The organism is Streptomyces sp. H51 (assembly GCF_035656535.1).
Classification (GTDB): domain Bacteria; phylum Actinomycetota; class Actinomycetes; order Streptomycetales; family Streptomycetaceae; genus Streptomyces.
The window spans coordinates 121,612-144,629 of the sequence record NZ_JAYMHD010000039.1; the positions used below are offsets into that span (position 1 = coordinate 121,612).

At 72.4% G+C, this 23,018-nt stretch carries 18 protein-coding genes and 1 pseudogene; 11 read left to right on the forward strand and 8 right to left on the reverse strand.

Annotated elements, in window-relative coordinates:
- Window positions 1-174: 174 nt before the first annotated feature.
- Genes VKA29_RS12415 through VKA29_RS12425 form a run of 3 tightly spaced genes read left to right on the forward strand, consistent with a single transcriptional unit; the run spans window position 175 to window position 2,973 of the window.
- Window positions 175-1,152, forward strand: a complete 978-nt coding sequence (locus VKA29_RS12415; protein WP_324785484.1) for an ABC transporter ATP-binding protein — start codon at window positions 175-177, stop codon at window positions 1,150-1,152.
- Window positions 1,153-1,172: 20 nt separating this feature from the next.
- Window positions 1,173-1,916: an ABC transporter permease gene (locus tag VKA29_RS12420; protein WP_324785509.1), complete on the forward strand. Its 744-nt coding sequence runs from the start codon at window positions 1,173-1,175 to the stop codon at window positions 1,914-1,916.
- A gap of 46 nt (window positions 1,917-1,962) precedes the next feature.
- Window positions 1,963-2,973 carry a COX15/CtaA family protein gene (locus tag VKA29_RS12425; protein ID WP_324785485.1) on the forward strand — a complete coding sequence of 337 codons (1,011 nt, stop codon included), beginning with the start codon at window positions 1,963-1,965 and terminating at the stop codon, window positions 2,971-2,973.
- A 439-nt stretch (window positions 2,974-3,412) separates the two neighbouring features.
- On the opposite strand, the gene VKA29_RS12430 is transcribed toward VKA29_RS12425, so the two are convergent.
- Window positions 3,413-3,733, reverse strand: a complete 321-nt coding sequence (locus VKA29_RS12430) for a hypothetical protein (RefSeq protein ID WP_324785487.1) — start codon at window positions 3,731-3,733, stop codon at window positions 3,413-3,415.
- 58 nt (window positions 3,734-3,791) lie between these two features.
- Entirely contained in the window at window positions 3,792-4,763 is a 972-nt protein-coding gene (locus VKA29_RS12435; RefSeq protein WP_324785488.1) for a heme o synthase, read from the reverse strand.
- Window positions 4,764-5,101: 338 nt separating this feature from the next.
- On the opposite strand from VKA29_RS12435, the gene tkt reads away from it, so the two are divergent.
- Genes tkt through pgl form a run of 5 tightly spaced genes read left to right on the forward strand, consistent with a single transcriptional unit; the run spans window position 5,102 to window position 11,741 of the window.
- A complete protein-coding gene (tkt, locus tag VKA29_RS12440; protein ID WP_324785489.1) occupies window positions 5,102-7,189 on the forward strand; it encodes a transketolase in 2,088 nt (695 codons plus the stop codon).
- 32 nt (window positions 7,190-7,221) lie between these two features.
- The gene (gene tal, locus VKA29_RS12445) at window positions 7,222-8,340 is read left to right on the forward strand and encodes a transaldolase (protein WP_324785490.1); all 1,119 of its coding nucleotides are present in this window, start codon (window positions 7,222-7,224) and stop codon (window positions 8,338-8,340) included.
- A 4-nt stretch (window positions 8,341-8,344) separates the two neighbouring features.
- On the forward strand, window positions 8,345-9,877 hold the full coding sequence (zwf, locus tag VKA29_RS12450) for a glucose-6-phosphate dehydrogenase (protein WP_324785491.1): 1,533 nt from the start codon (window positions 8,345-8,347) through the stop codon (window positions 9,875-9,877).
- Entirely contained in the window at window positions 9,874-10,962 is a 1,089-nt protein-coding gene (gene opcA / locus VKA29_RS12455) for a glucose-6-phosphate dehydrogenase assembly protein OpcA (RefSeq protein ID WP_324785492.1), read from the forward strand. The genes zwf and opcA overlap by 4 nt, the downstream gene beginning before the upstream one ends.
- Window positions 10,959-11,741: a 6-phosphogluconolactonase gene (gene pgl, locus VKA29_RS12460; protein WP_324785493.1), complete on the forward strand. Its 783-nt coding sequence runs from the start codon at window positions 10,959-10,961 to the stop codon at window positions 11,739-11,741. The genes opcA and pgl overlap by 4 nt, the downstream gene beginning before the upstream one ends.
- Before the next feature lie 53 nt (window positions 11,742-11,794).
- Here the strand turns inward: pgl and VKA29_RS12465 are convergent, their stop codons facing one another.
- From VKA29_RS12465 to VKA29_RS12485, 5 genes are all read right to left on the reverse strand, one after another.
- Window positions 11,795-12,634: a carbohydrate ABC transporter permease gene (locus VKA29_RS12465; RefSeq protein WP_324785494.1), complete on the reverse strand. Its 840-nt coding sequence runs from the start codon at window positions 12,632-12,634 to the stop codon at window positions 11,795-11,797.
- The gene (locus VKA29_RS12470) at window positions 12,631-13,986 is read right to left on the reverse strand and encodes an ABC transporter permease subunit (RefSeq protein ID WP_324785495.1); all 1,356 of its coding nucleotides are present in this window, start codon (window positions 13,984-13,986) and stop codon (window positions 12,631-12,633) included. The genes VKA29_RS12465 and VKA29_RS12470 overlap by 4 nt, the downstream gene beginning before the upstream one ends.
- A gap of 6 nt (window positions 13,987-13,992) precedes the next feature.
- On the reverse strand, window positions 13,993-15,321 hold the full coding sequence (locus VKA29_RS12475) for an ABC transporter substrate-binding protein (protein ID WP_324785510.1): 1,329 nt from the start codon (window positions 15,319-15,321) through the stop codon (window positions 13,993-13,995).
- A 38-nt stretch (window positions 15,322-15,359) separates the two neighbouring features.
- A complete protein-coding gene (locus VKA29_RS12480; protein ID WP_324785496.1) occupies window positions 15,360-16,982 on the reverse strand; it encodes a glycoside hydrolase family 13 protein in 1,623 nt (540 codons plus the stop codon).
- Between the two features lie 171 nt (window positions 16,983-17,153).
- A complete protein-coding gene (locus VKA29_RS12485) occupies window positions 17,154-18,425 on the reverse strand; it encodes an ABC transporter substrate-binding protein (protein WP_324785498.1) in 1,272 nt (423 codons plus the stop codon).
- Window positions 18,426-18,548: 123 nt separating this feature from the next.
- Here VKA29_RS12485 and VKA29_RS12490 point away from each other — a divergent pair, with 123 nt between their 5' ends.
- The 3 genes from VKA29_RS12490 to VKA29_RS12500 are packed head-to-tail and all read left to right on the forward strand — an operon-like array spanning window position 18,549 to window position 22,130.
- Complete coding sequence (locus tag VKA29_RS12490) at window positions 18,549-19,064, forward strand: PadR family transcriptional regulator (protein ID WP_324785499.1); 516 nt, start codon at window positions 18,549-18,551, stop codon at window positions 19,062-19,064.
- A complete protein-coding gene (locus VKA29_RS12495) occupies window positions 19,061-19,810 on the forward strand; it encodes an ABC transporter ATP-binding protein (RefSeq protein ID WP_324785501.1) in 750 nt (249 codons plus the stop codon). The genes VKA29_RS12490 and VKA29_RS12495 overlap by 4 nt, the downstream gene beginning before the upstream one ends.
- 40 nt (window positions 19,811-19,850) lie before the next feature.
- Window positions 19,851-22,130: an ABC transporter permease gene (locus VKA29_RS12500; RefSeq protein WP_324785502.1), complete on the forward strand. Its 2,280-nt coding sequence runs from the start codon at window positions 19,851-19,853 to the stop codon at window positions 22,128-22,130.
- A 597-nt stretch (window positions 22,131-22,727) separates the two neighbouring features.
- Here VKA29_RS12500 and VKA29_RS12505 read toward each other — a convergent pair.
- Window positions 22,728-23,018: pseudogene (locus tag VKA29_RS12505) on the reverse strand (glucose-6-phosphate isomerase); the annotation flags it as partial.

Here is a 23,018-nt window from a genome sequence, read left to right on the forward strand (position 1 = left end):
CCGGGCAAGCCGCCTCCTGACGGCCGGACGGTGCCCTGCGTCACTTAGGCATACCTAACCCCACCTGCGGGAACGATCTCCGGCCGACCGGGCGGGCGGACGCGGCAGGGCGGGCGGATCCGATCCCGCACCCGCGCGTCGGGGGCGCCGGCGGCGAACCTAGACTCTGGACCCATGCGAAGTGAGCCCGCCCACCCGTCTCCCGGCCACGACCCATCGGGGAGACGCTTCGCGTCGCACCCGCTCATCGAGGTCCGGGGCCTGGTGAAGCGGTACGGCACGAAGACCGCCGTGGACGGTCTCGACCTGGTGGCCCGCGCGGGCGTGACCGCCGTGCTCGGCCCCAACGGCGCGGGCAAGACGACGACGGTCGAGACCTGCGAGGGCTACCGCAGGCCGGACTCCGGCACGGTGCGCGTCCTCGGCCTCGACCCGGTGCGGCAGGCCCGGGAGCTGCACCCGCGGATCGGCGTGATGCTCCAGTCCGGCGGCGTCTACTCGGGCGCGCGGGCGGACGAGATGCTGCGCCACGTCGCCCGGCTGCACGCGCATCCGCTGGATGTGGACGCGCTGATCGAGCGGCTCGGGCTCGGCTCGTGCGGCCGCACGGCCTACCGGCGCCTGTCCGGCGGGCAGCAGCAGCGCCTGGCGCTGGCGATGGCCGTGGTGGGCCGCCCGGAGCTGGTGTTCCTGGACGAGCCGACCGCCGGCCTGGACCCGCAGGCCCGCCGCGCCACCTGGGACCTGGTGCGCGACCTGCGCGCGGACGGCGTCTCGGTGATCCTCACCACGCACTACATGGACGAGGCCGAGCAGCTCGCCGACGACGTGGCGGTCATCGACGCCGGCCGGGTCGTCGCGCAGGGCTCCCCGGAGGAGCTGTGCCGCGGCGGCGCGGAGAACACGCTGCGCTTCACCGGCCGCCCGGGCCTGGACGTCGGCTCCCTGCTGAAGGCGCTGCCCGCGGACTGCTCGGCGGACGAGCTGACGCCGGGCTCGTACCGGGTCGTCGGCAAGGTCGACCCGCAGCTGCTCGCGACCGTGACCTCGTGGTGCGCGCAGCACGGGGTGATGCCGGAGAAGATCTCGGTGGAGCGGCACACCCTCGAAGACGTCTTCCTGGAGCTGACCGGCAAGGAGCTGCGCTCGTGACCGTGGGTACGTACACGCCGATGCCGGGCGCCGCCCCGCTGCCCCGCATGATCGCGGCGCAGGCCGTGCTCGAGACGAAGATGCTGCTGCGCAACGGCGAGCAGCTGCTGCTCACCGTCGTCATCCCCACCCTGCTGCTGGTGCTGTTCGGTTCGGTGGACATCGTCGACACCGGTGCGGGCGAGGCCGTCGACTTCCTCACCCCCGGCATCCTGGCGCTGGCGGTGATGTCGACGGCGTTCACCGGCCAGGCGATCGCGACGGGCTTCGAACGCCGCTACGGCGTCCTGAAGCGGCTGGCCTCCTCGCCGCTGCCGCGCTGGGGCCTGATGACGGCGAAGACGGCGTCGGTGCTGGTCACGGAGATCCTCCAGGTGATCCTGCTGACGGCGATCGCCTTCGCGCTGGGCTGGTCGCCGCACGGCAACCCGGCCGCCGTGCTGCTCCTGCTGGTGCTGGGGACGGCCGCCTTCTCGGGGCTCGGGCTGCTGATGGCGGGCACCTTGAAGGCCGAGGCCACCCTGGGCGCCGCCAACCTGGTGTTCCTGCTGCTGCTCGTGGGCGGCGGGGTGGTCGTGCCGCTGGACAAGTTCCCCCCGGGCGCCCAGGACGTGCTCGGCCTGCTGCCCGTCTCCGCCCTGTCGGACGGCCTGCGGGAGGTGCTGCAGCACGGGGCCGGCATGCCCTGGGCCGACCTGGGGATCCTGGCCGGGTGGGCGGTCGTGGGCCTCGCGGCCGCGGGGACGTTCTTCCGCTGGGAGTAGGCACACCGTGGACCCTCGTGAAAGCGTGCACAAGCGGCGGCCTACCATGGGGCGCGTGCCAAACCTCTCCCGCGCCGACGCCCAGGCCGCCGCGCGCAACCCGCTCGCCTTCGTCGCCGAACGCTGGACCCCGGCCCCCCGGACGGTTCAGCGGGCGGCCCTCTCCGCGCTCGTGATGTCGGTGGTCATCGTGGTCACCGGCGGTGCGGTGCGGCTGACCGGTTCCGGGCTCGGCTGCCCGACCTGGCCCAAGTGCACGGCCGACTCGCTCACCACCACCAGTGCGATGGGCCTGCACGGCGCCATCGAGTTCGGCAACCGGCTGCTGACCTACGTGCTGTGCGCGGCGGTCGGCTGGGCGATCGTCGCGGCGCGCGCCGCGAAGCCGTTCCGGCGCAGCCTCACCCGGCTGGGCTGGGCGCAGTTCTGGCTGGTGATGGGCAACGCGGTCCTCGGCGGCATCGTGGTCCTGGTCGGCCTGAACCCGTACACGGTCGCGGCCCACTTCCTGCTCTCCACGGCCCTGATCGCGGTCGCCACGGTGATGTGGCAGCGCACCCGGGAGGGAGACGGCGCGCCCCGGCCGCTGGTCGGCCCGGCCGTGCGGCAGCTGGTGTGGTTCCTGGTCGCCGCGTCGGTCGTGCTGATCGCGGTCGGCACGGTGGTGACCGGCTCCGGTCCGCACGCGGGCGACTCCAGCGAGGTGGAGCGGATGCCGCTGGACTGGGAGACGGTCAGCAAGCTGCACGCCGTACTGGCCTGGATCGTGGTGACGCTGACGTTCGCCCTGTGGTTCGTCCTGAAGGCGGTCGACGCCCCCAAGGGCCCGCTGGACCGCACCCGCGAGCTGTTCGTCGTACTGCTGCTGCAGGGCGCCATCGGCTACGTCCAGTACTTCACGAAGCTTCCCGAGGTGCTGGTCGCCCTGCACATGTTCGGCTCGTGCCTGATGTGGATCGGCGTCCTCCGGGTCCTGCTGGCCCTGCGTGAACGCCCCGACGTCACGGCCGACCTGCCGGGACCCTCGGCCGAGCTGAAGGCCGGCACCTCCGCCTGACCCCGCCGGCGCCGCGCACCGCCCGCCCTGGGCTGGGTCCGGGCGGTGCACCCGGCGGGCGTTTCCGGCCGTGAGGACGCCCGCCACCCGGCCGGGGTCGGCCCGGGACCAGGCGCCCTCGGACCAGGCGCCCTCGGCTACCCGGCACCCGGCACCCGGGCGAGCGACAGCTCGGGCGGGTGCCGGGTGCGCTGGGGAAGACTGTCTTGCCGTAGGGTGCCGGTTCCCCGGATCCCGGCGCGGACGGTCGCGCCGCGGGTGCCGGTGCGGACCAGGGCGGCCTCGATGATCGGCGGGGCGCTCGTCGGACGCCGCCTCGCAGGCCCGACGGGTGAACCGGGCGTCAGGTCGCGTCCGGTCCCCCGGGCTTTCTCCGCCGGGCTTTCTCCGCCGGGCTTTCTCCGCCGGGCTTCTCCGCCGGGCTTCTCCGCCCGGTCGTTCAGCCGCCGAGCTGGATGCCGGCCATCCTCTTCCACTCGTACTCGCCCGTGCGCACCTTCGCCGCGAACTCGCCGTCGAAGGCCTCGTGGACGGTGACGCCCGCCTTCTCCACCGCCTTCTCGGCGATCCCGTAGCTGGGGGCCACCAGGTCGCCCCAGCCGCCGTCCTCGCCGACCAGGACGATCCGGGCGCCGCGCTCGCCGATGTAGGCCACCTGGGCCTCGGCGCCGCCGTGGGCCTTGGAGAAGGCGTCGATCTGCTTGGCGAGCCGGGCTGCCTTCTGCTCGGCCTTCGCGTCAACCTGCTGCGTGTCTGCCATGGCCAGGATGCTACTCAGCGGTAGATCGACTGGCGAGGGCAGGGCACTGTGACGTACGTCAGCGCAGGAAGGGGTCGATCGCCACGGCCACGAACAGCAGGGACACGTAGGTGATCGACCAGTGGAACAGGCGCATCTCCTTCAGCTTCGCGCCCGTCACCTCGGCCTTGGCCCGGTTCTGCAGCGCGTGCGCCTCCCAGAGCCACCAGCCGCCCGCGGCAAGGGCCACGGCCGTGTAGAACCAGCCGGTGTAGCCGAGCGGCGTCAGCACGAGCGAGACGCCCACCATCACCCAGCTGTAGATCACGATCTGCCGGGCCACCACCTTGTTGGAGGCGATGACCGGCAGCATCGGCACGCCCACGCGCGCGTAGTCCTGCTTGACCTTCATGGACAGCGGCCAGTAGTGCGGCGGCGTCCAGAAGAAGATCACCAGGAAGAGGACGACCGGCGCCCAGGAGAGCGAGTCCGTCACGGCCGACCAGCCGATCAGCACGGGCATGCAGCCCGCGATGCCGCCCCACACGATGTTCTGCGCGGTACGCCGTTTGAGCAGCATCGTGTAGACGACGACATAGAAGAGGAGCGCTCCGAGTGACAGCCAGGCCGACAGCCAGTTGACGGCGAACCCGAACATCAGCGTCGAGACGACGGCCAGCGTGATGCCGAAGGCCAGGCACTCGCGCGGGCTGACCATGCCGGTGACCAGCGGGCGCTGCGAGGTGCGGTCCATCAACGCGTCGATGTCGCGGTCGATGTACATGTTCAGCGCGTTGGCGCCGCCCGCGGAGAGGTAGCCGCCGACGCAGGTGAGCAGGACCAGCTTCAGGTCCGGAACACCCTGCTGGGCGAGGAACATCACCGGAACGGTGGTGATGAGCAGGAGCTCGATGATCCGCGGCTTGGTCAGCGCCACGAACGCCTTGACACGGGCCCCGAACGGCCGGCGGCTCGACTTCTGGCTGGCATCGAGCACCACCCCCGCTGGACGGGATTCGACGGCCGTCACGCACACCCCTGACAGAGACATCCCAGCGAGCCCTCACCATGTGAACCACAGGTAAAGGCTCGCGCGTACCACGCCACTGTAGACGTTGCCCAGACCCGGGCATCCGCGGGGGTGGGGTCGTGTCCGGCGGCATGCCCGCACGAGCGGAACCCGGGCACTTCGAGCGCACGGACGAGCGGCCGCGCATTCAGTTGCCGAACGCGCCACGGCGCGGCTGGGAGACGGAGGCCATGCACTCCCGGCAGTCTGGAGCGACTCGAAAAGACGCACGTACCTACGGGGGTAGGCTCGACAACGGCCGGCGCCCGACGCACCGGCTATCGACATGCGTGACATGTGGAGAGGAGCCCTGACCCAGGGTGAGCACCAAGCCGACCACCACAGACCTCGAGTGGACCGAGTTGGACCAGCGGGCCGTGGACACCGCCCGCGTCCTGGCCGCCGATGCCGTACAGAAGGTCGGCAACGGCCATCCGGGTACGGCGATGAGTCTGGCGCCCGCCGCCTACACCCTCTTCCAGAAGGTGATGCGGCACGACCCGGCCGACCCGGACTGGGTCGCGCGTGACCGCTTCGTGCTGTCCGCGGGCCACTCGTCCCTGACCCTCTACACCCAGTTGTACCTGGCCGGCTTCGGTCTGGAGCTGGAGGACCTGAAGTCGTTCCGCACCTGGGGCTCGAAGACCCCCGGTCACCCGGAGTACGGGCACACCAAGGGTGTGGAGACGACGACCGGCCCGCTGGGCCAGGGTGTCGCCAACGCGGTGGGCATGGCGATGGCCGCCCGCTACGAGCGTGGCCTGTTCGACCCGGAGGCCCCGCAGGGCGAGTCCCCCTTCGACCACTTCGTCTACTGCATCGCCGGCGACGGCTGCCTCCAGGAGGGCATCTCCGCGGAGGCGTCCTCGCTGGCCGGCCACCAGAAGCTCGGCAACCTGATCCTGCTGTGGGACGACAACCACATCTCGATCGAGGGCGACACCGAGACGGCCGTCTCCGAGGACACCGTGAAGCGGTACGAGTCCTACGGCTGGCACGTGCAGCGCGTCGAGCCGCAGGAGAACGGCGACCTCGACCCGGCCGCCATCCACGAGGCGGTCCAGAAGGCGAAGGCGGTCACCGACCGGCCGTCCTTCATCGCGATGCGCTCGATCATCGCCTGGCCGGCCCCGAACGCCCAGAACACCGAGGCCGCGCACGGTTCGGCGCTCGGCGCGGACGAGGTCGCCGCCACCAAGCGGGTCCTCGGCTTCGACCCGGAGCGGAGCTTCGAGGTCTCCGACGAGGTCATCGAGCACACCCGCCAGGCCCTGGAGCGGGGCCGTGCGGCGAAGGCCGAGTGGGAGAAGTCGTTCCAGCTGTGGCGTGAGCACAACCCCGAGCGCGCCGCCGAGTTCGACCGCGTCCAGGCGGGCGAGCTGCCCGCGGGCTGGGAGGAGAAGCTCCCGGTCTTCGAGACCGGCAAGGGCGTCGCCACGCGTGCCGCGTCCGGCAAGGTGCTGCAGGCGCTGGGCGCGGTGATCCCCGAGCTGTGGGGCGGCTCCGCCGACCTGGCCGGCTCCAACAACACCACCATCGACAAGACGTCGTCGTTCCTGCCGGAGGGCAACCCGCTGCCGGAGGCCGACCCGTACGGCCGCACGATCCACTTCGGCATCCGCGAGCACGCCATGGCCGCGGAGATGAACGGCATCGCGCTGCACGGCAACACGCGGATCTACGGCGGCACCTTCCTCGTCTTCTCCGACTACATGCGCAACGCGGTGCGGCTGTCGGCGCTGATGCACCTGCCGGTGACGTACGTGTGGACGCACGACTCCATCGGCCTCGGCGAGGACGGCCCCACCCACCAGCCCGTCGAGCACCTGGCGTCGCTGCGCGCGATCCCCGGCCTGAACGTCGTCCGCCCGGCGGACGCCAACGAGACCGCCATCGCCTGGCGCGAGATCCTCCGGCGCCACACCAAGGAGTTCGGCAAGGGCGCCCCGCACGGCCTCGCGCTGACCCGCCAGGGCGTGCCGACGTACGAGCCGAACGAGGACGCGGCCCGCGGCGGCTACGTGATGTTCGAGGCCGACGGCGGCGAGCCGGAGGTCATCCTGATCGCCACCGGTTCCGAGGTGCACGTCGCCGTCGAGGCACGCGAGCGGCTGCAGGCCGACGGGGTGCCGACGCGGGTCGTCTCCATGCCGTCGGTGGAGTGGTTCGAGGAGCAGGACCAGGGGTACCGGGACAGCGTTCTGCCGCCGCACGTGCAGGCGCGTGTCGCGGTGGAGGCGGGCATCGGACTCACCTGGCACAAGTACGTCGGGGACGCCGGTCGCATCGTTTCCCTGGAGCACTTCGGTGCTTCCGCCGACGGCAAGGTGCTCTTCCGCGAGTTCGGCTTCACCGCCGAGAACGTGACTGCCCAGGCGCGGGAATCCATCGCCGCCGCCCGGCGCTGACGCTCACATACGACCCGTAGGAGATGTATTCCATGACAGACGCACTCAAGCGCCTCTCCGAGGAAGGCGTGGCGATCTGGCTGGACGACCTGTCGCGCAAGCGGATCACGTCCGGCAACCTCGCCGAGTTGATCGACCAGCAGCACGTCGTGGGCGTCACCACCAATCCGACGATCTTCCAGAAGGCGATCTCCGAGGGCGACGGCTACGACCGGCAGCTGTCGGACCTCGCCGCCCGCAAGGTCACCGTCGAAGAGGCCATCCGCATGATCACCACGGCGGACGTCCGGGACGCCGCCGACATCCTGCGGCCGGTCTTCGACGCCACCGACGGCCAGGACGGCCGGGTCTCCATCGAGGTCGACCCGCGACTGGCGCACGACACCAGGGCGACGATCGCCGAGGCCAAGCAGCTGGCCTGGCTGGTGGACCGGCCCAACACGCTCATCAAGATCCCGGCCACCGAGGCGGGCCTGCCGGCGATCACCGAGGTCATCGGCCTCGGCATCAGCGTCAACGTCACGCTGATCTTCTCGCTGGAGCGGTACCGCAAGGTCATGGAGGCCTACCTGGCGGGCCTGGAGAAGGCCAAGGAGCGCGGCCTGGACCTGTCCCTGATCCGGTCCGTGGCGTCCTTCTTCGTCTCCCGCGTGGACACCGAGATCGACAAGCGGCTCGACGCCCTGGGCACCGACGAGGCCGAGGCGCTGCGCGGCAAGGCCGCCCTCGCCAACGCCCGTCTGGCCTACCAGGCGTACGAGGAGGTCTTCGCCTCCGACCGCTGGCAGCCGCTGGAGAACGCCGGTGCCCACAAGCAGCGTCCGCTGTGGGCGTCGACGGGCGTGAAGGACCCGGCGTACAAGGACACGCTGTACGTCGTCGACCTGGTGGCGCCGAACACGGTGAACACCATGCCGGAGGCCACGCTGCTGGCCACCGAGGACCACGGCGAGATCACCGGTGACACCGTCGCCGGCACCTACGAGCAGGCGCGCGCCGACCTCGACGCGGTGGAGAAGCTCGGCATCTCGTACGACGACGTGGTCCAGGTCCTGGAGGACGAGGGCGTCGAGAAGTTCGAGGCGTCCTGGAACGACCTGCTCAAGTCCACCGAGGCGGAGCTGGAGCGCCTCGCCCCCGCGGAGGGCTGAGATCTTGACACCTGTACACGGAGCGAACCCGCTTCGTGACCCCGCAGACCGACGGCTCCCGCGCATCGCGGGGCCGTCGGGTCTGGTCATCTTCGGCGTCACGGGCGATCTGTCGCGGAAGAAGCTCATGCCCGCCGTGTACGACCTCGCCAACCGGGGTCTGCTGCCGCCCGGCTTCTCGCTGGTCGGCTTCGCGCGCCGGGAGTGGCAGCACGAGGACTTCGCGCAGGAGGTCCACGACGCCGTCAAGGAGCACGCGCGGACGCCGTTCCGCGAGGAGGTCTGGCAGCAGCTCATCCAGGGGATGCGCTTCGTCCAGGGCACCTTCGACGACGACGACGCGTTCGAGCGGCTGCGCGCCACCATCGACGAGCTCGACAAGGCGCAGGGCACCGGCGGCAACTTCGCGTTCTACCTGTCGGTGCCGCCGCGGTCGTTCCCGGTGGTCATCCAGCAGCTGAAGAAGCACGGCCTGGCCGACCAGGAGAACGGCTCGTGGCGGCGGGCGGTCATCGAGAAGCCGTTCGGCCACGACCTGGAGTCCGCCAAGGAGCTCAACCAGGTCGTGCACGAGGTCTTCGCGCCGGACCAGGTGTTCCGCATCGACCACTACCTGGGCAAGGAGACCGTCCAGAACATCCTGGCGCTGCGCTTCGCCAACACCATGTTCGAGCCGATCTGGAACCGGTCCTTCGTGGACCACGTGCAGATCACCATGGCCGAGGACATCGGCATCGGCGGCCGGGCCGGCTACTACGACGGCATCGGCGCGGCCCGCGACGTCATCCAGAACCACCTGCTGCAGCTGATGGCGCTGACCGCCATGGAGGAGCCCGCATCCTTCGACGCGGACGCGCTGGCCGCGGAGAAGACCAAGGTGCTCGGCGCGGTGCGGCTGCCGAAGGACCTGGGCCGCGACACCGTGCGCGGGCAGTACGCGGCCGGCTGGCAGGGCGGTGAGAAGGCGGTCGGTTACCTCCAGGAGGAGGGCATCGACCCGCAGTCGAAGACCGACACCTACGCGGCCCTGCGGCTGAACATCGACAACCGCCGCTGGGCGGGCGTCCCCTTCTACCTGCGCACCGGCAAGCGGCTGGGCCGCCGGGTCACCGAGATCGCGGTGGTCTTCCAGCGGGCGCCGCACTCCCCGTTCGACACCACGGCGACGGAGGAGCTGGGCCAGAACGCGATCGTCATCCGCGTCCAGCCGGACGAGGGCGTCACCGTCCGCTTCGGCTCCAAGGTGCCGGGCACGTCGATGGAGATCCGGGACGTGTCGATGGACTTCGCCTACGGCGAGTCCTTCACCGAGTCGAGCCCGGAGGCGTACGAGCGGCTGATCCTGGACGTGCTGCTGGGCGACTCGAACCTCTTCCCGCGCACCGAGGAGGTCGAGCTGTCCTGGAAGATCCTCGACCCGATCGAGCAGTACTGGGACACGCACGGCAAGCCGGCCCAGTACCCGGCCGGGACGTGGGGGCCCGTCGAGGCGGACGAAATGCTCGCACGAGAGGGACGGAGCTGGCGCCGGCCATGAAGACAGACCTCACGGACACCACGGCCAGCAAGATCAACAAGGCGCTGGTGCAGGGCCGCCGGGCCATCGGCACACCCGCCGTCGGCATGGTGCTCACGCTGGTCATCGTCACGGACGAGGAGAACGCCTACGACGCCCTGAAGGCGGCCGGCGACGCCTCGCACGAGCACCCCTCGCGCACCCTGGTGGTCATCAAGCGGGTCTCGCGCACGCCCCGCGACCGCACGTCGTCCCGGCTGGACGCCGAGGTGCGGGTGGGCGCGGACGCGGGCACCGGCGAGACGGTCATCCTGCGGCTGTACGGCGAGGTCGTCGACCACGCCCAGTCGGTGGTGCTGCCGCTGCTGCTGCCGGACGCCCCGGTGGTGGTGTGGTGGCCGGTGAACGCGCCGCTCGACCCGGCGAACGACCCGCTGGGCGCGCTGGCCCAGCGCCGGGTGACGGACACCTACGCCGCGGAGCAGCCGGTGAGCGAGCTGACCGCCCGCGCCGACACCTACACCCCCGGCGACACCGACCTGTCGTGGACCCGCATCACGCCGTGGCGTTCGATGCTGGCGGCGGCCCTGGACCAGGTCACCTGCGAGGTGAAGGCGGTCGAGGTGGAGGGCGAGGAGTTCAACCCGAGCTGCGAGCTGCTGGCGATGTGGCTCGCGGACCGGCTGGACGTCCCGGTCCGGCGCTCGCTGTCGAGCGGGCCGGGGCTGACCGCGGTCCGCATGGCCACCGACTGCGGTCCGATCGCCCTGGACCGTGCCGACGGCTCGCTCGCGACGCTGTCCATACAGGGCCAGCCGGACCGTGCGGTGGCGCTGAAGCGGCGCGACACGGCCGAGCTGATCGCGGAGGAGCTGCGCCGGCTCGACCCGGACGACACCTACGCGTCGGCGCTGCGGTTCGGGGTGGAGCGGCTGAACGCGGTGGCGGCCGCCACCGACACCTTCGCCGCCGAAGCGGCCCCGGGGGGCGAGGAGCCGGCCAAAGGGGAACCGGTCGCCGTCGAGACCCCGGTCGAGGACGCCGCGAAGGCTCCCGCGAAGGAAGCGGCGGCGCGGGAACCGGTGAAGAGGGCGGCGGTGAAGTGAGCGCTCCGCAGCTGGTCGTGCACCGCGACAAGGAACTGATGGCGCAGGCCGCCGCGGCCCGCCTGGTCACGAAGATCGTCGACGCGCAGGCCTCCCGGGGCTACGCGTCCGTGGTCCTGACCGGCGGCCGCAACGGCAACGGACTGCTGGCGGCGCTCGCGGCCGAACCCGCCCGGGACGCCGTCGACTGGAGCCGGCTGGACCTGTGGTGGGGAGACGAGCGCTTCCTGCCGGAGGGTGATCCGGAGCGCAACGTCACGCAGGCCCGCGAGGCACTGCTGGACGCGGTGCCGCTGGACCCGGAGCGGGTGCACGCCATGCCGGCCTCGGACGGCCCGTACGGCACCGACGTGGACGCCGCCGCGGCCGCGTACGCCGAGGAGCTGGCCCGGGCGGCCGGCCCGGAGAACCACGCGCCGGTGCCCGCCTTCGACGTGCTGATGCTGGGCGTCGGCCCGGACACGCACGTGGCCTCGCTGTTCCCCGAGCTCCCCGCGGTACGGGAGACGGAGCGCACGGTGGTCGGCGTCCACGGCGCGCCGAAGCCGCCGCCGACCAGGGTGACGCTGACGCTCCCGGCGATCCGGTCCGCGCGCGAGGTGTGGCTGCTCGCGGCGGGCGAGGACAAGGCGGAGGCCGCGGCGATCGCGCTGTCCGGCGCGGGCGAGATCCAGGCCCCGGCGGCGGGCGCCCGGGGCCGTGCCCGCACCCTGTGGCTGCTGGACGCGGCGGCGGCCTCCCAGCTGCCGCGGTCGCTGTACCCGCCTGCGCTGGCCTGAGCGCGGACGTACCCGGACGAGGTGCGGTGAGGACACCCTCGCCGCACCCCGTCTCATTTCACCGACCCGGCCATCACGCCCTGCACGAAGTGCCGCTGGAAGGCGAAGAACACCACCACCGGGACCACCAGGGACACGAACGCGCCGGGCGCCAGGACATCGATGTTGCTGCCGAACTGCCGTATCTGAGACTGGAGTTCCACGGTCAGCGGCTGCGAGGAGCTGTCCGCGAACAGCAGCGCCACCAGCATGTCGTTCCACACCCACAGGAACTGGAACACGGCCAGGCTGGCGAGCGCCGGCCGGCCCACGGGCAGCACCAGGCGGGTGAAGATGCGCCATTCGCCGCCGCCGTCCATCCGGGCCGCCTCCAGCATCTCCTTCGGCATCTCGGCGAAGTAGTTGCGCAGCAGGAACACCGCGAACGGCAGCCCGTAGGCCACGTGGAAGAGGACGACCCCGGGAATGGTGCCGAACAGGCCCAGCTCGCCGAAGAGTTTGGCGACCGGCAGCAGTCCGATCTGCACCGGCACCACCAACAGGGCCACCACCAGCAGGAAGAGCGGATCCCGCAGGGGGAAGTCCAGCCAGGCGAAGGCGTATCCGGCGAGGGCCGCGATGCCGACGACGAGCACCGTCGTCGGCACCGAGATCAGCACGGTGTTCCAGAACGCCTGGGTGATCCCCGCGTTCTTCAGCAGCGCCGTGTAGTTGTCGAGGGACAGCTCACCGGGGCTCGCCAGGGCCGTCCACCAGCCGCCCTTCGCGGTGTCCTGGGCCGAGCGCAGGGAGGAGAGGAACAGGCCGGCCAGCGGGGTCAGCCAGACCAGGCCGATCAGCACCAGGAATGCCTGCACGAGACCGTTGCTCACAGAGCGCCGCAGGGCGTTCATCGCTGGCTCCTTCGGAAGCGGCGGACGTTGAAGACCATGGCGGGGACCACCAGGAGCAGCAGCAGGACGCCCAGCGCGCTGCCGAGGCCCTGGTCGTTGCCGCCGCCGAAGGACACCAGCCACATCTGTGTGGCGAGCACGGTCGCGTCCTCCTGCACCGGCCCGGGCGCGATGACGTAGACGAGGTCGAAGACCTTCATCACGTTGATGACGAGGGTCACGAAGACGACCGTCAGCACGGGGGCCAGCAGCGGCACCGTGATGCGCCGGAAGATCTGCCACTCGTTCGCGCCGTCCATCCGGGCCGCCTCCAGCGCGTCCCTGGGCAGCGTCGCGAGGCCCGCGCCGATCAGCACCATCGCGAACCCGGTCCAGATCCACAGGTACGCCCCGATGATCGCCGGTGTGACGAGCGCCGGGCCGAGCCAGGAGACTCCGCCGTAGGGCGGCGCGAAGTTGGCGGCGGGCAGCCGCACGGCGTACGGGCCCCCGTCCAGCCTTGCGAAGCGGAAGGAGCCGTCGGAGGCGGTGGTCGTCGAGGCGACCGTCCTGCCGTCGCGCACCGCGTCGACCCGCATCCCCGGCAGGCCGCTCTCGCGCCGGTCGACCTCGCCCTGCTTCCCTCCCCCGCCGGGCGTGAAGTCCAGGTAGACGACCCCGCGCAGGTCTCCGGGTGCTGCCGCGCGCCCGGCGGCCGGGTACGCGGGCCGCGCCGCGCCGGGGACGTCGTCGGGGCGCACCCCGACGAGGCCGAGGGTCACCATGTCCCCCGGCGAGACGCTCGCGCCCGTCCGGTAGGAGCCGTCCGCCTCCTTCGTCAGCCCCTGGCCCTCACGCGCCCGTGCCGTCGGGTAGGACGACGTGCCGGTGAAGGCGTCGTGCACGGAGACCACGGCCGCGTTCAGCACTCCCTTGTCCGGGTCCTCGTCGTAGGCGAGGCGGAAGACGATGCCGGCGGCGAGGAAGGACACCGCCATCGGCATGAACAGCAGCAGCTTGAAGGCGGTGGCCCAGCGGACCTTCTCCACCAGCACCGCGAGGATCAGGCCGAGGCCGGTCAGCAGGGCCGGGGCCACCACGACCCAGACGGCCGTGTTCCGTACGGCTTTGAGGGTCGCCGGGTCGCGGAACATCTCGGTGTAGTTCTGGCCGCCGACGAAGCGGGTGCCGGAGGCGTCGAAGAAGCTGCGGCCGACCGAGAACAGCACGGGGTAGACGACGAGCGCGCCCAGCAGGAGCAGCGCCGGGAAGGCGAACAGCAGGGCGACGGCGCGGGCCCGCCGCCGTGCGCGCCGGACGCGCTCGGCGGGCGGCCGCGGACTCGCGGTCTCTTTCACCAGGGTCGCGGTCATGGCGCGTCAGTCCTGGTAGGCCTTGGCCGCGGCGGCTTCCAGCTTCGCCGCGGTCCCCTTCGGGTCCGACGGGTCGCGCAGGAAGTCCTGCAGGAGCTTCCACTCGCCGGCCCCCTTGGTGCCACCGAAGGCGGCGGGCGCCTGGTCGGACATGTCGAAGCGGACCGAGTCACCGGCCGCGACCAGGGACTTGGCGGTGGCGCGGGTGACGTCGTCGCCGTACTCGGCGAGGTCGAGCTTCCTGTTCGGGGAGAGGAAGCCGCCCGCCTTCGCCCACACGGCCGCGGCCTCGGGGGTCGCCAGGTACTCCAGGAGCTTCATGCCGGCGCCGGCGTTCTTGCCGTCCTTCAGGACGACGGCCGCGTCGCCGCCGCTGACCACCGGGGCCTTGCCGCCGCCGACGGCCGGGAAGGGGAAGAAGTCGGCGTCCTCGCCGATCGCCTTGCCGAACTGGTCCTTGGCCACGCCGGCCACGAAGTCGCCCTCGTAGACCATGCCGGCGTCGGGCTCGGGGCCGAAGACCTTCTCCACCGAGCCGGGGAAGTCGGTGTTGAGGGCCTCCTTCTGCCCGCCCGCCACCAACTGCTTGTCCTCGAACAGCTTGCCGAGCGTGCCGAGCGCCTCGACGACCGAGGGGTCGGTCCACTTCAGCCGGTGCGCGGCGAGGGCGTCGTACTTCTCCGGTCCGGCCTGGGAGAGGTAGACGTTCTCGAACCAGTCGGTGAGGGTCCAGCCGTCCTGTCCGGCGACCGAGAAGGCGGCAAGACCCGAGTCGGAGACCGTGTGCCCGGCCTTGAGCATCGCGTCGAAGGTGGCCGGCGGCTCGACGCCGGCCTGGGCGAGGGCGTCGGGGCTGTACCAGACGGTCGACTTGTGGGCGGCCTTGAAGTAGAGGCCGTAGAGGCGGCCGTCCACGCTGCCGTACTTCTTCCAGATCGGGGCGTAGCCCGCGTCGACCGCCTTCTCGGTGGTCGCGGACAGGGGCTTGAGCCAGCCCTTCTTCGCGAACTGCTGGACCACGCCGAGCTGCGGGACCATCACCACGTCCGGGGCGTTGCCGCCCTCGATCTTGCTGCCCACGACGGTGGAGACGTTGTCCCCGGTGGACACGAACTGCGTCTTGGCGCCGGTCTTCTCGCTGAACGCGTCCAGCACCTTCTGGAAGTTCTTCTGCTCGTTGCCGGACCAGACGCCGGCCACGGTGACCGTCTGGCCGCCGAGCGCCTTGTCCCCGCCGCCCGCGGAGACCGGTCCGCCGCCTCCGCAGGCGGTCGCGCCGAGCGCCAGGGCGAGGGCGGTGCAGCTCGTGAGCAGGGTGGTACGTCGTCGCATCATCATCGATGTCCCTTCGTGGGTGGAGTGGTGACGGTGGGTCAGAGGTCGCCGAGCCACCAGGCCGCCGTCGAGCCGGACAGCACGCCGGCCGGACAGGGGCCGCTGGACAGCAGCGGGGTGCCGGGGACCGGCGCGGGGGTGGGCGCGGTGCCGAAGTTGACGGCGCAGACGAGGCCGTCGCCGCGGCCGAAGGCGAGGACGCCGGGCGGGCTGTCCAGCCAGCGCAGCGTGCCCTCCCCCAGCTGCGGCAGCCGTGAACGCAGCTGGAGGCCGTCGCGGTAGAGGTGCCAGAAGGAGCGGGTGTCGGCGAGGGCGCGGTCGGTGGCGTACTCGGCGAAGTACTCCGGCTGCGGCAGCCAGGGCCGCGCGCCCTCGGCGCCGGAGGTGAAGCCGAACGGCGATGCCTGACCGGACCACGGCAGCGGCACCCGGCAGCCGTCGCGTACGCGGGCGCGGCTGCCGGTGCGACGGAAGATCGGGTCGGTGAGCACGTCGTCCGGCAGGTCGACGACCTCCGGCAGGCCCAGTTCCTCGCCCTGGTACACGTACGCGGCGCCGGGCAGCGCCAGCATCAGCAGCGCGGCGGCGCGGGCGCGGGCGGCACCGAGGCCGCTGCCCTGCGGGGTGGGTTCGCCGTAGCGGGTGACGGTGCGTACCTGGTCGTGGTTGTTGAGGACCCAGGTGACCGTGGAGCCGGTGCCGGCGATGTCCTGCATGGCCTCGGCGATGACCTTGCGGAAGGCGTCGGCGTCCCAGGGGGCGCTGAGCAGGTCGAAGAAGAACGCCTGGTGGAGCTCGTCCGGGCGGACGTACCGCGCGTGTTCGCGTGCGGTCGGCACGGAGACCTCGCCGACCAGCAGCCGCTCGTTGCCGTCCCGTGCCGCGTACTCCTCGCACAGTGACCGCCAGCGGCGCCACACTCCGTGCACCTCGGGCTGGTTCCAGGCGAGCGGGTTGACCGAGTCGCGGGTGCGGGCGTCGGCCTCGGGGTCCGGGGAGTCGGGCAGCTCGGGGTGTTTGAAGAGGCCGGCGGCCACGTCGATGCGGAAGCCGTCGACGCCCCGGTCCAGCCAGAAGCGCAGAACGCGGTCGAACTCGGCGGGGACGTCGGGGTGGCGCCAGTTCCAGTCGGGCTGCTCGGGCGTGAACATGTGCAGGTACCACTGCCCGGGGCGGCCGTCCGCCTCGGTCACCCGGGTCCAGGCCGGGCCGCCGAACATGGCGTGCCAGTTGTTGGGCGGCCCGGCGCCGTCCGGGCCGCGGCCGTCGGCGAAGAGGAAGCGTGCGCGGGCCTGGCTGCCGGGCGGCGAGGCGAGCGCCTCGCGGAACCAGGGGTGCTCGCTGGAGCAGTGGTTGGGGACGATGTCCAGCAGCACCTTGACGCCGAGCCGCCGGGCGGCCGCCACCAGCCGGTCGAACTCGGCGAGGTCGCCGAAGACCGGGTCGACGTCACAGTAGTCGGCCACGTCGTAGCCGTGGTCGTGCTGCGGGGAGGGGCAGAAGGGGCTCAGCCAGATCCCGTCGACACCGAGCTTCCTCAGGTACGGCAGTCCGGCCCGGACGCCGGCCAGGTCGCCGACGCCGTCGCCGGTGCTGTCCAGGAAGCTGCGGACGTACACCTGGTAGATCACTGCGTCACGCCACCAGCGATGCCTGTTCAACCCATTGGCCTGTCTCTGCGAAGGGGCTAGCCGTTATGCATGCATGTTAGGTAGCGGTGTCGCAGAGATGTCAACGAGCAGTCGTAATCTACCGAAGAGTTCGCCCTGAATATGCTGACAAATCAGACCAGCAAGGCGCCAAGAGAGGCCCGTTCGATACCTAACAGGTAACTAGCGACCGGAGATGGCCGCGAGCTCGCGCGCCAGCCGCCGCACCGCGGCAGCGGGCGTCATGTGCCCGGTCATCGCGTCGTGCACGACGGCCTGCACCACCAGGCTCACCTGGTCGTAGCGCGGGCTCTTGGGCCGGGACCTGGCGGCGAGCACGCTCTCCCGCAGGGTCGGCAGGTACGGGAACCGCCGCACCAGTTCGGGGTCCTCGTACAGCGCGGCACGCACCGGCGGCAGGGCGCCGCGGGTGAGCACCTGGCGCTGGACGGGTTCGCTGGTGAGGTACGCGATCAGCCGGGCGGCCGAGTCGGGATGCCGGGCGTGCGTGCTGACGGCGAGGTTGGAGCCCCCGAGGACGCCGGCCCCCGGCCCGTCCGGCCCGGGCAGCGGCACGGCACCGACCTTCCCGGCCACCGGCGAGCCCGCGGCCGACGCGACGACGTACGCGTAGGGCCAGTTGCGCAGGAAGAGCAGCCGGCCGTCCTGGAACGCCTGCTTGGACTCCTCCTCCTTGTACGTGAGCGCCTGTTCCGGTATCCAGCCCTCGCGGACACCGCGGACCAGGAACCCGATCCCCTCGCGGGCCGCGGCCGAGTCCACCGTGACGCGCGCGCCCTCGTCGCCGAGGATGGTGCCGCCCGCCGAGTAGACGGCCTCGGCCGCGTTGACGGTGAGCCCCTCGTAGGGCAGGAACTGGCCCGCGTATCCGTCGAGGCCGTGCCTCGGCGCGATGGTCTTCGCGTCCTGCTCCAGCTCGGCCCAGGTGCGCGGCGGCGGGACGCCCTCCGCGGCCAGGACGTCCTTGCGGTACAGCAGCAGACCGGCGTTGGTGACGTACGGGACGGCGTACAGCTCGCCGTCGTAGGTCGCCGTGTCCTCCACCGGCCGCAGGAAGGTCTTCAGCGGGAAGCGGTCGCGCGGCAGCGGGCGGATCCAGCCGGCGGCCGCGAACTCCGGGGTCCAGTTGACGTCGATGTTGAGGACGTCGAACCGGCTGCGGCGGCCGCCGCGCAGGTCGGTGGCCATCTGCGCGTGCGTCTCGTCGGCGGAGTCCGGAAGCTCGACGAGCGTCACCTTCTCGCCGGGGTGGGCGCGGTTCCAGCCCTCCAGGAGGGGGCCGAGATACCCGGTGAGGTCCCCGGCGGTGGCGAACGTCAGGGGCCCGCGACCGCCCGCGCTTCCCTCGCCGGCCCGCGCGCCCGCGGCTAGGTGACCGGCCACGACCACGACGAGAACGAGGAGGCCCCTACCCGCGGCACGCGTCCACCGCATAGGTTCCTCCTTGCACACCCGGCACCGGCCGCCCTCGCCCGGAGTCAGAGGCCATGTATACCTGTTAGGTATGCGCGATACTAGGGCCTGGCCCACATTCAGCAGGACAGGAGGACAGCACACGTGCGCCTGCCCCTCCTGGCACTCCTGGCGCGCGGTCCGGCCCACGGTTACGAGCTCAAGCAGGACCTTGAGCAACTGCTGGGCTCCGCGTACCCTCAGCCGAACGTCGGCCAGATCTACGTCACCCTCGGCCGCCTCGAGAAGCAGGGACTGATCGAGGGCGAGGACGTCGAGCAGTCGAGCCGGCCCAACAAGAAGGTCTACCACCTCACCGACACCGGGCGGGAAGCGCTGCGCGCCTGGTTCGAGGAGCCCGAGGACGAGCCGCGGGTGCGGGACGAGTTCTTCATGAAGCTGGCGCTCGCCCCGCGAACCGGACTCACCGACCAGATCGCCCTGATCAACAAGCAGCGGCGCCAGTACCTGAACACCATGCGCCGGCTGTCGAAGCTGGCCGCCGCCGAAGACCGGGACAACCGCATCGCCCACCTGCTGATCGAGGGCGCGATGCTGCACCTGCAGGCCGACCTCGACTGGCTGGAGCGGTGCCAGGAGGAACTGGAGGAGCTGGAGTGAGCGACGGTGCCGCTCCCGTGCTGCGCGCCGAGGGGCTGGTGAAGACGCACCACGGCGAGGGCGCGCCCGCACACGCGGTGCGCGGGGTCGACCTGTGCGTGCGTCAGGGCGAGTTCGTGGCGGTCACCGGGCCGTCCGGTGCGGGCAAGTCCACGCTGCTGCACCTGCTCGGCGGACTGCAGCGCCCGGACAGCGGAAGCATCTGGCTGGACGGCGAGTGCACGGACGCCTACGGCGAGGCGCGCTGGGCCGTGGAGCGCAGAAGGCGCATCGGGATCGTCTTCCAGTTCTTCAACCTGGTCTCCGGCCTGTCGGTCGCCGACAACGTGGAACTGCCGGCCCTGCTGGCCGGCGTCCCGGCGAGGCAGGCGCGCGCCGCGCGAGAGGAACTGCTGGCCGAACTGGGGCTCGCCGGCAAGGAGCGCAGCATGCCGGGCGAGCTGTCCGGCGGCGAGCAGCAGCGCGTCGCGCTGGCCCGGGCGCTCGTCAACCGTCCGCCGCTGCTCCTCGCCGACGAGCCCGCCGGCAGCCTGGACAGCAAGGGCACCCGCGAGGTGATGCGGCTGCTGTCCCGCTTCCACCAGCGCGGCCAGACGATCGTGCTGGTCACCCACGACGCCCGGCTGGCGAGCGCCGCGGACCGCGTGATCAGCTTCTTCGACGGGCGGATCGCCGACGACGCCGAACTGGACGGGACACCCGCCCGCGGCACCGGCATCTCGGGCGTGCTGGAGCTCAGGGACTGACATGCGGGCCGACGACGACCGGCGAAGGGGCTGAGACCGGGTGCGAGCCACACTGCGCTGGGCGCACTCCGATCTGCGCACGCACCGCGGCGAGGCGCTGTTCCTCGTCCTCGCCACCGCCGGGACCGTGGCGTCCCTGCTGCTGGCCACGGCCCTGTTCGGGTACGCCACCAACCCCTGGCAGCGCGTCTTCACGCAGGCGCGTGGCGCGCACGTGTGGATCCACACCGGCGAGTCCGCCTCGCTGCGCGAGCTGGCCCGCCTGGACGGTGTGGAGTCCGTCGCCGGCCCGTACACCACCGAGTCCGCCACCCTCGTCTCGCGCGGCGCCCGCGCCTCCGTCGAACTGCGCGCCACCGCCGCACGCCCCGCCGTCGGCCGCCCCCTGCTCGTCTCCGGCCACTGGCTGCGGCCCGCCCAGCCCGACGGCGTGGTCCTGGAGACCCGCCTGGCCCGTGCCCTGCTGGCCGGCCCCGGGGACACCCTCACCCTGCCCGGCACCGCCCGGACACTGACCGTGCTCGGGGTGGCCGACAGCGCCGAGCCGCGCTACCGGCCGGGCGAGCAGCCCGGCCTCGTCTGGGCGCCGCCCTCCGCCGTGCGCGCCCCGACCGGCCAGGTCATCGGAGTGCGCCTGACCGACCCCGGCGACACGGACTACGCCGTCCAGCGTGCCGTCACCGTCCTCGGCGCCGGCGCCATCGGTGAGGTGTCCACCTGGCAGCAGGCACGCGCCGAGGCGCAGGGCGACAGCCGGCTGCTGGGGCAGGTGCTGGCGCTGTTCGGCCTGGGCGCGCTGGTCGCCGCCGGGCTCGCCGTGCACGGGGCGATCGCCACCCGTATCCACGGTCACCTGCGGGACATCTCGGTGCTCAAGGCGGTCGGCTTCACTCCGGGCCAGGTGGTCCGCGTCTTCCTGCTCCAGCACGTCGCCTACGCCCTCCTCGGCGCGGCGGCCGCGGCCGCGCTCACCCAGGCTCTGGGCAGCCGGGTCCCGGGGCGGCTCGGGGACGCGGTGGGCGTGTGGCAGGGGCTGCCGGGGCACACCGCCCTGCTGTTCGCGGTGCCGGCGGGGGCGGTGCTGTTCATCGGCGCGACCACCGGGCTCGCGGCGTGGCGGGCGGGTCGGGTGCCGCCGGTCCCGGTGCCGCGGCCCGCCGCGGCAGGCGGGCGGCTGTCGGGCCCGGCCCGCCGGGCGCTCGGGCTGGGGCTGCCGCCGGCGCTGGTCCTGGGCTGGCACAAGGCGTTCACGCGCCGTTCGCGCTCGCTGGCGACGGTGGCCCGCCTCGCGCTGCCGCTGCTGCTGATCGTGGTGGCGATGAGCGCGTGGACCACCATCGACCGCGTCCACGCGAGCCCGGAGCGGATCGGACTCGCCGCCGCGCTCACCGTCCACGCGGACGCCGGGCTCGGGGACCGGGACGCCCGCGCCCTGCTGGACCGCGATCCGCAGGTCGCCGCCGCCTACCCGGGCGTGGAGGTGGCCGCCCTGGTCCCGGGCCAGACCGCGACGATCGCGCTGCGCGGCCTCGGCACCCGCCGGGAGCCGTACCCGTTCGCCCTGGCCGAGGGCCGCGCCGCGCACGGCGACGACGAGGCGGTGGCCGGGCAGGGGCTGCTCGACCTGCTGGACGTCCACGTCGGCGACTGGGTGCGGATGACCGTGGGCGATCAGCCGCAGATCCTGCACATCGTCGGCCGCAGCATCGAACCGGAGAACGCCGGCCGGGTCATCTCCACCTCGCTCGACACCCTCCGCGAGAACGACCCCCGTATCGCCCCCTCCCTGTACCAGGTACGGCTGCGCCCCGGCGCCGACCCGCGCGAGGTCGCCGGCCGCCTCACCGCCGCCGGGCACGGGCACCTGGACGTGCACGCCGTGACCAACCCGGCCGACGGTCTGTCGGCGCTGCGCGGGGTCGTCGTCGGGCTGGTCGTCGTCCTGGCCCTGATCGGCCTGATCGAGCTGCTGACCGCGATCGGCGGCACCGTGCGGGAGGGCGAACGCGACCTGCTGGCGCTCAAGGCGATCGGTCTGTCCCCGCGTCAGATCACCGCGGTGACCGTGACGGCCACGGGCTGCACCGCCCTGGCCGCCGCCGTCGCCGGTACGCTGCTCGGCACGCCGCTGGCGCACTGGCTGATCGACCGGCAGGGCCGGTCGAGCGGCATCGGCGCCGGTGTCGCGCAGGTGCCCTCGCCGACGCTGCTGGTGCTGTTCGGTGCCGGCGCCGTGCTGGGCGCGGTCGCGCTCGCCGCGTTGCCGGCCTCCCGCGCGGCCCGGCGGCGGCTGGCGGACACGCTCGGCGCGGTGGCCTGAGCACGGCCCCGCCGCGGCCCCCCGCGCCGGTCGACCGCCGTGCGGACGCCGTGGGTCGTGCGGCCGGCCGGGGGCGTACGGGTTGCGCGGGCCCGGCGTGTACGGGTTGCGCGGCCGGGCCGGTGGGCGCGTGCGGCGGTGGTGGGGACAGCGGCGGCGGGGTCGCCGGGTGGGCCGCGAGCAGGATGCCGTACCGCTGCCGCAGCCGACGCAGTTCCAGCGGGGAGACGGCCGTGACCGTCACGGGGCGCCCAGGCAGCGGTGCACGGCGGCGGTGCCGAGGAAGTTGCCGGTGAGCCGGTCCGCCCCCGCCGTGACGAAGAGGGCCGTCCACAGCCCGGCGAGGGTCAGCGGCAGCCTCGCGACGATCCCGAAGGCGTCGCCCAGCCGGAACAGCAGCAGCGTCAGCAGGACCGAGCCGACGAACAGCGGTCAGCGTGCCACCGGTCCAACTCCGCTGTGTTCCCAGCACTTTGCACTCCCCCGGGCGGGCGTCGTGGTGGCCGCCCGGGCGGCTACGGGACCCCGAAGCGGGCGTACCGCACGCGCGCCGGCGCCGCGGCGCCGCAGCCGCGCCCGCGCCCGCGGCTGCGGCTGTCAGTCGCGCCCGCGCAGCCGGCGGTAGGTGGCGACCAGTGCCCTGCTGGACGCGTCCAGCCCCGGCACCTCGGCGCCCTCCGTCAGGGCGGGTTCGACGCGCTTGGCCAGCACCTTGCCGAGTTCGACGCCCCACTGGTCGAAGGAGTCGATGTTCCATACGGCGCCCTGGACGAACACCTTGTGCTCGTAGAGGGCGATGAGCTGGCCGAGCACGGACGGGGTGATCTCCCGCGCCAGGATCGTGGTGGTCGGGTGGTTGCCCTGGAACGTCTTGTGCGCGACCAGTTC

Bases quoted from the DNA above. Each gene is read 5' to 3' on its own strand.
- VKA29_RS12430 (WP_324785487.1), bottom strand. From the start codon at position 3,733: ATGGCAGACACGCAGCAGGTTGACGCGAAGGCCGAGCAGAAGGCAGCC.
- VKA29_RS12470 (WP_324785495.1), bottom strand. From the start codon at position 13,986: ATGACCGCGACCCTGGTGAAAGAGACCGCGAGTCCGCGGCCGCCCGCC.
- VKA29_RS12475 (WP_324785510.1), bottom strand. From the start codon at position 15,321: ATGATGCGACGACGTACCACCCTGCTCACGAGCTGCACCGCCCTCGCC.
- VKA29_RS12465 (WP_324785494.1), bottom strand. From the start codon at position 12,634: ATGAACGCCCTGCGGCGCTCTGTGAGCAACGGTCTCGTGCAGGCATTC.
- opcA (WP_324785492.1), top strand. From the start codon at position 9,874: ATGAAGACAGACCTCACGGACACCACGGCCAGCAAGATCAACAAGGCG.
- VKA29_RS12425 (WP_324785485.1), top strand. From the start codon at position 1,963: ATGGGGCGCGTGCCAAACCTCTCCCGCGCCGACGCCCAGGCCGCCGCG.
- VKA29_RS12415 (WP_324785484.1), top strand. From the start codon at position 175: ATGCGAAGTGAGCCCGCCCACCCGTCTCCCGGCCACGACCCATCGGGG.
- VKA29_RS12485 (WP_324785498.1), bottom strand. From the start codon at position 18,425: ATGCGGTGGACGCGTGCCGCGGGTAGGGGCCTCCTCGTTCTCGTCGTG.
- VKA29_RS12420 (WP_324785509.1), top strand. From the start codon at position 1,173: ATGCCGGGCGCCGCCCCGCTGCCCCGCATGATCGCGGCGCAGGCCGTG.
- tal (WP_324785490.1), top strand. From the start codon at position 7,222: ATGACAGACGCACTCAAGCGCCTCTCCGAGGAAGGCGTGGCGATCTGG.
- VKA29_RS12435 (WP_324785488.1), bottom strand. From the start codon at position 4,763: ATGTCTCTGTCAGGGGTGTGCGTGACGGCCGTCGAATCCCGTCCAGCG.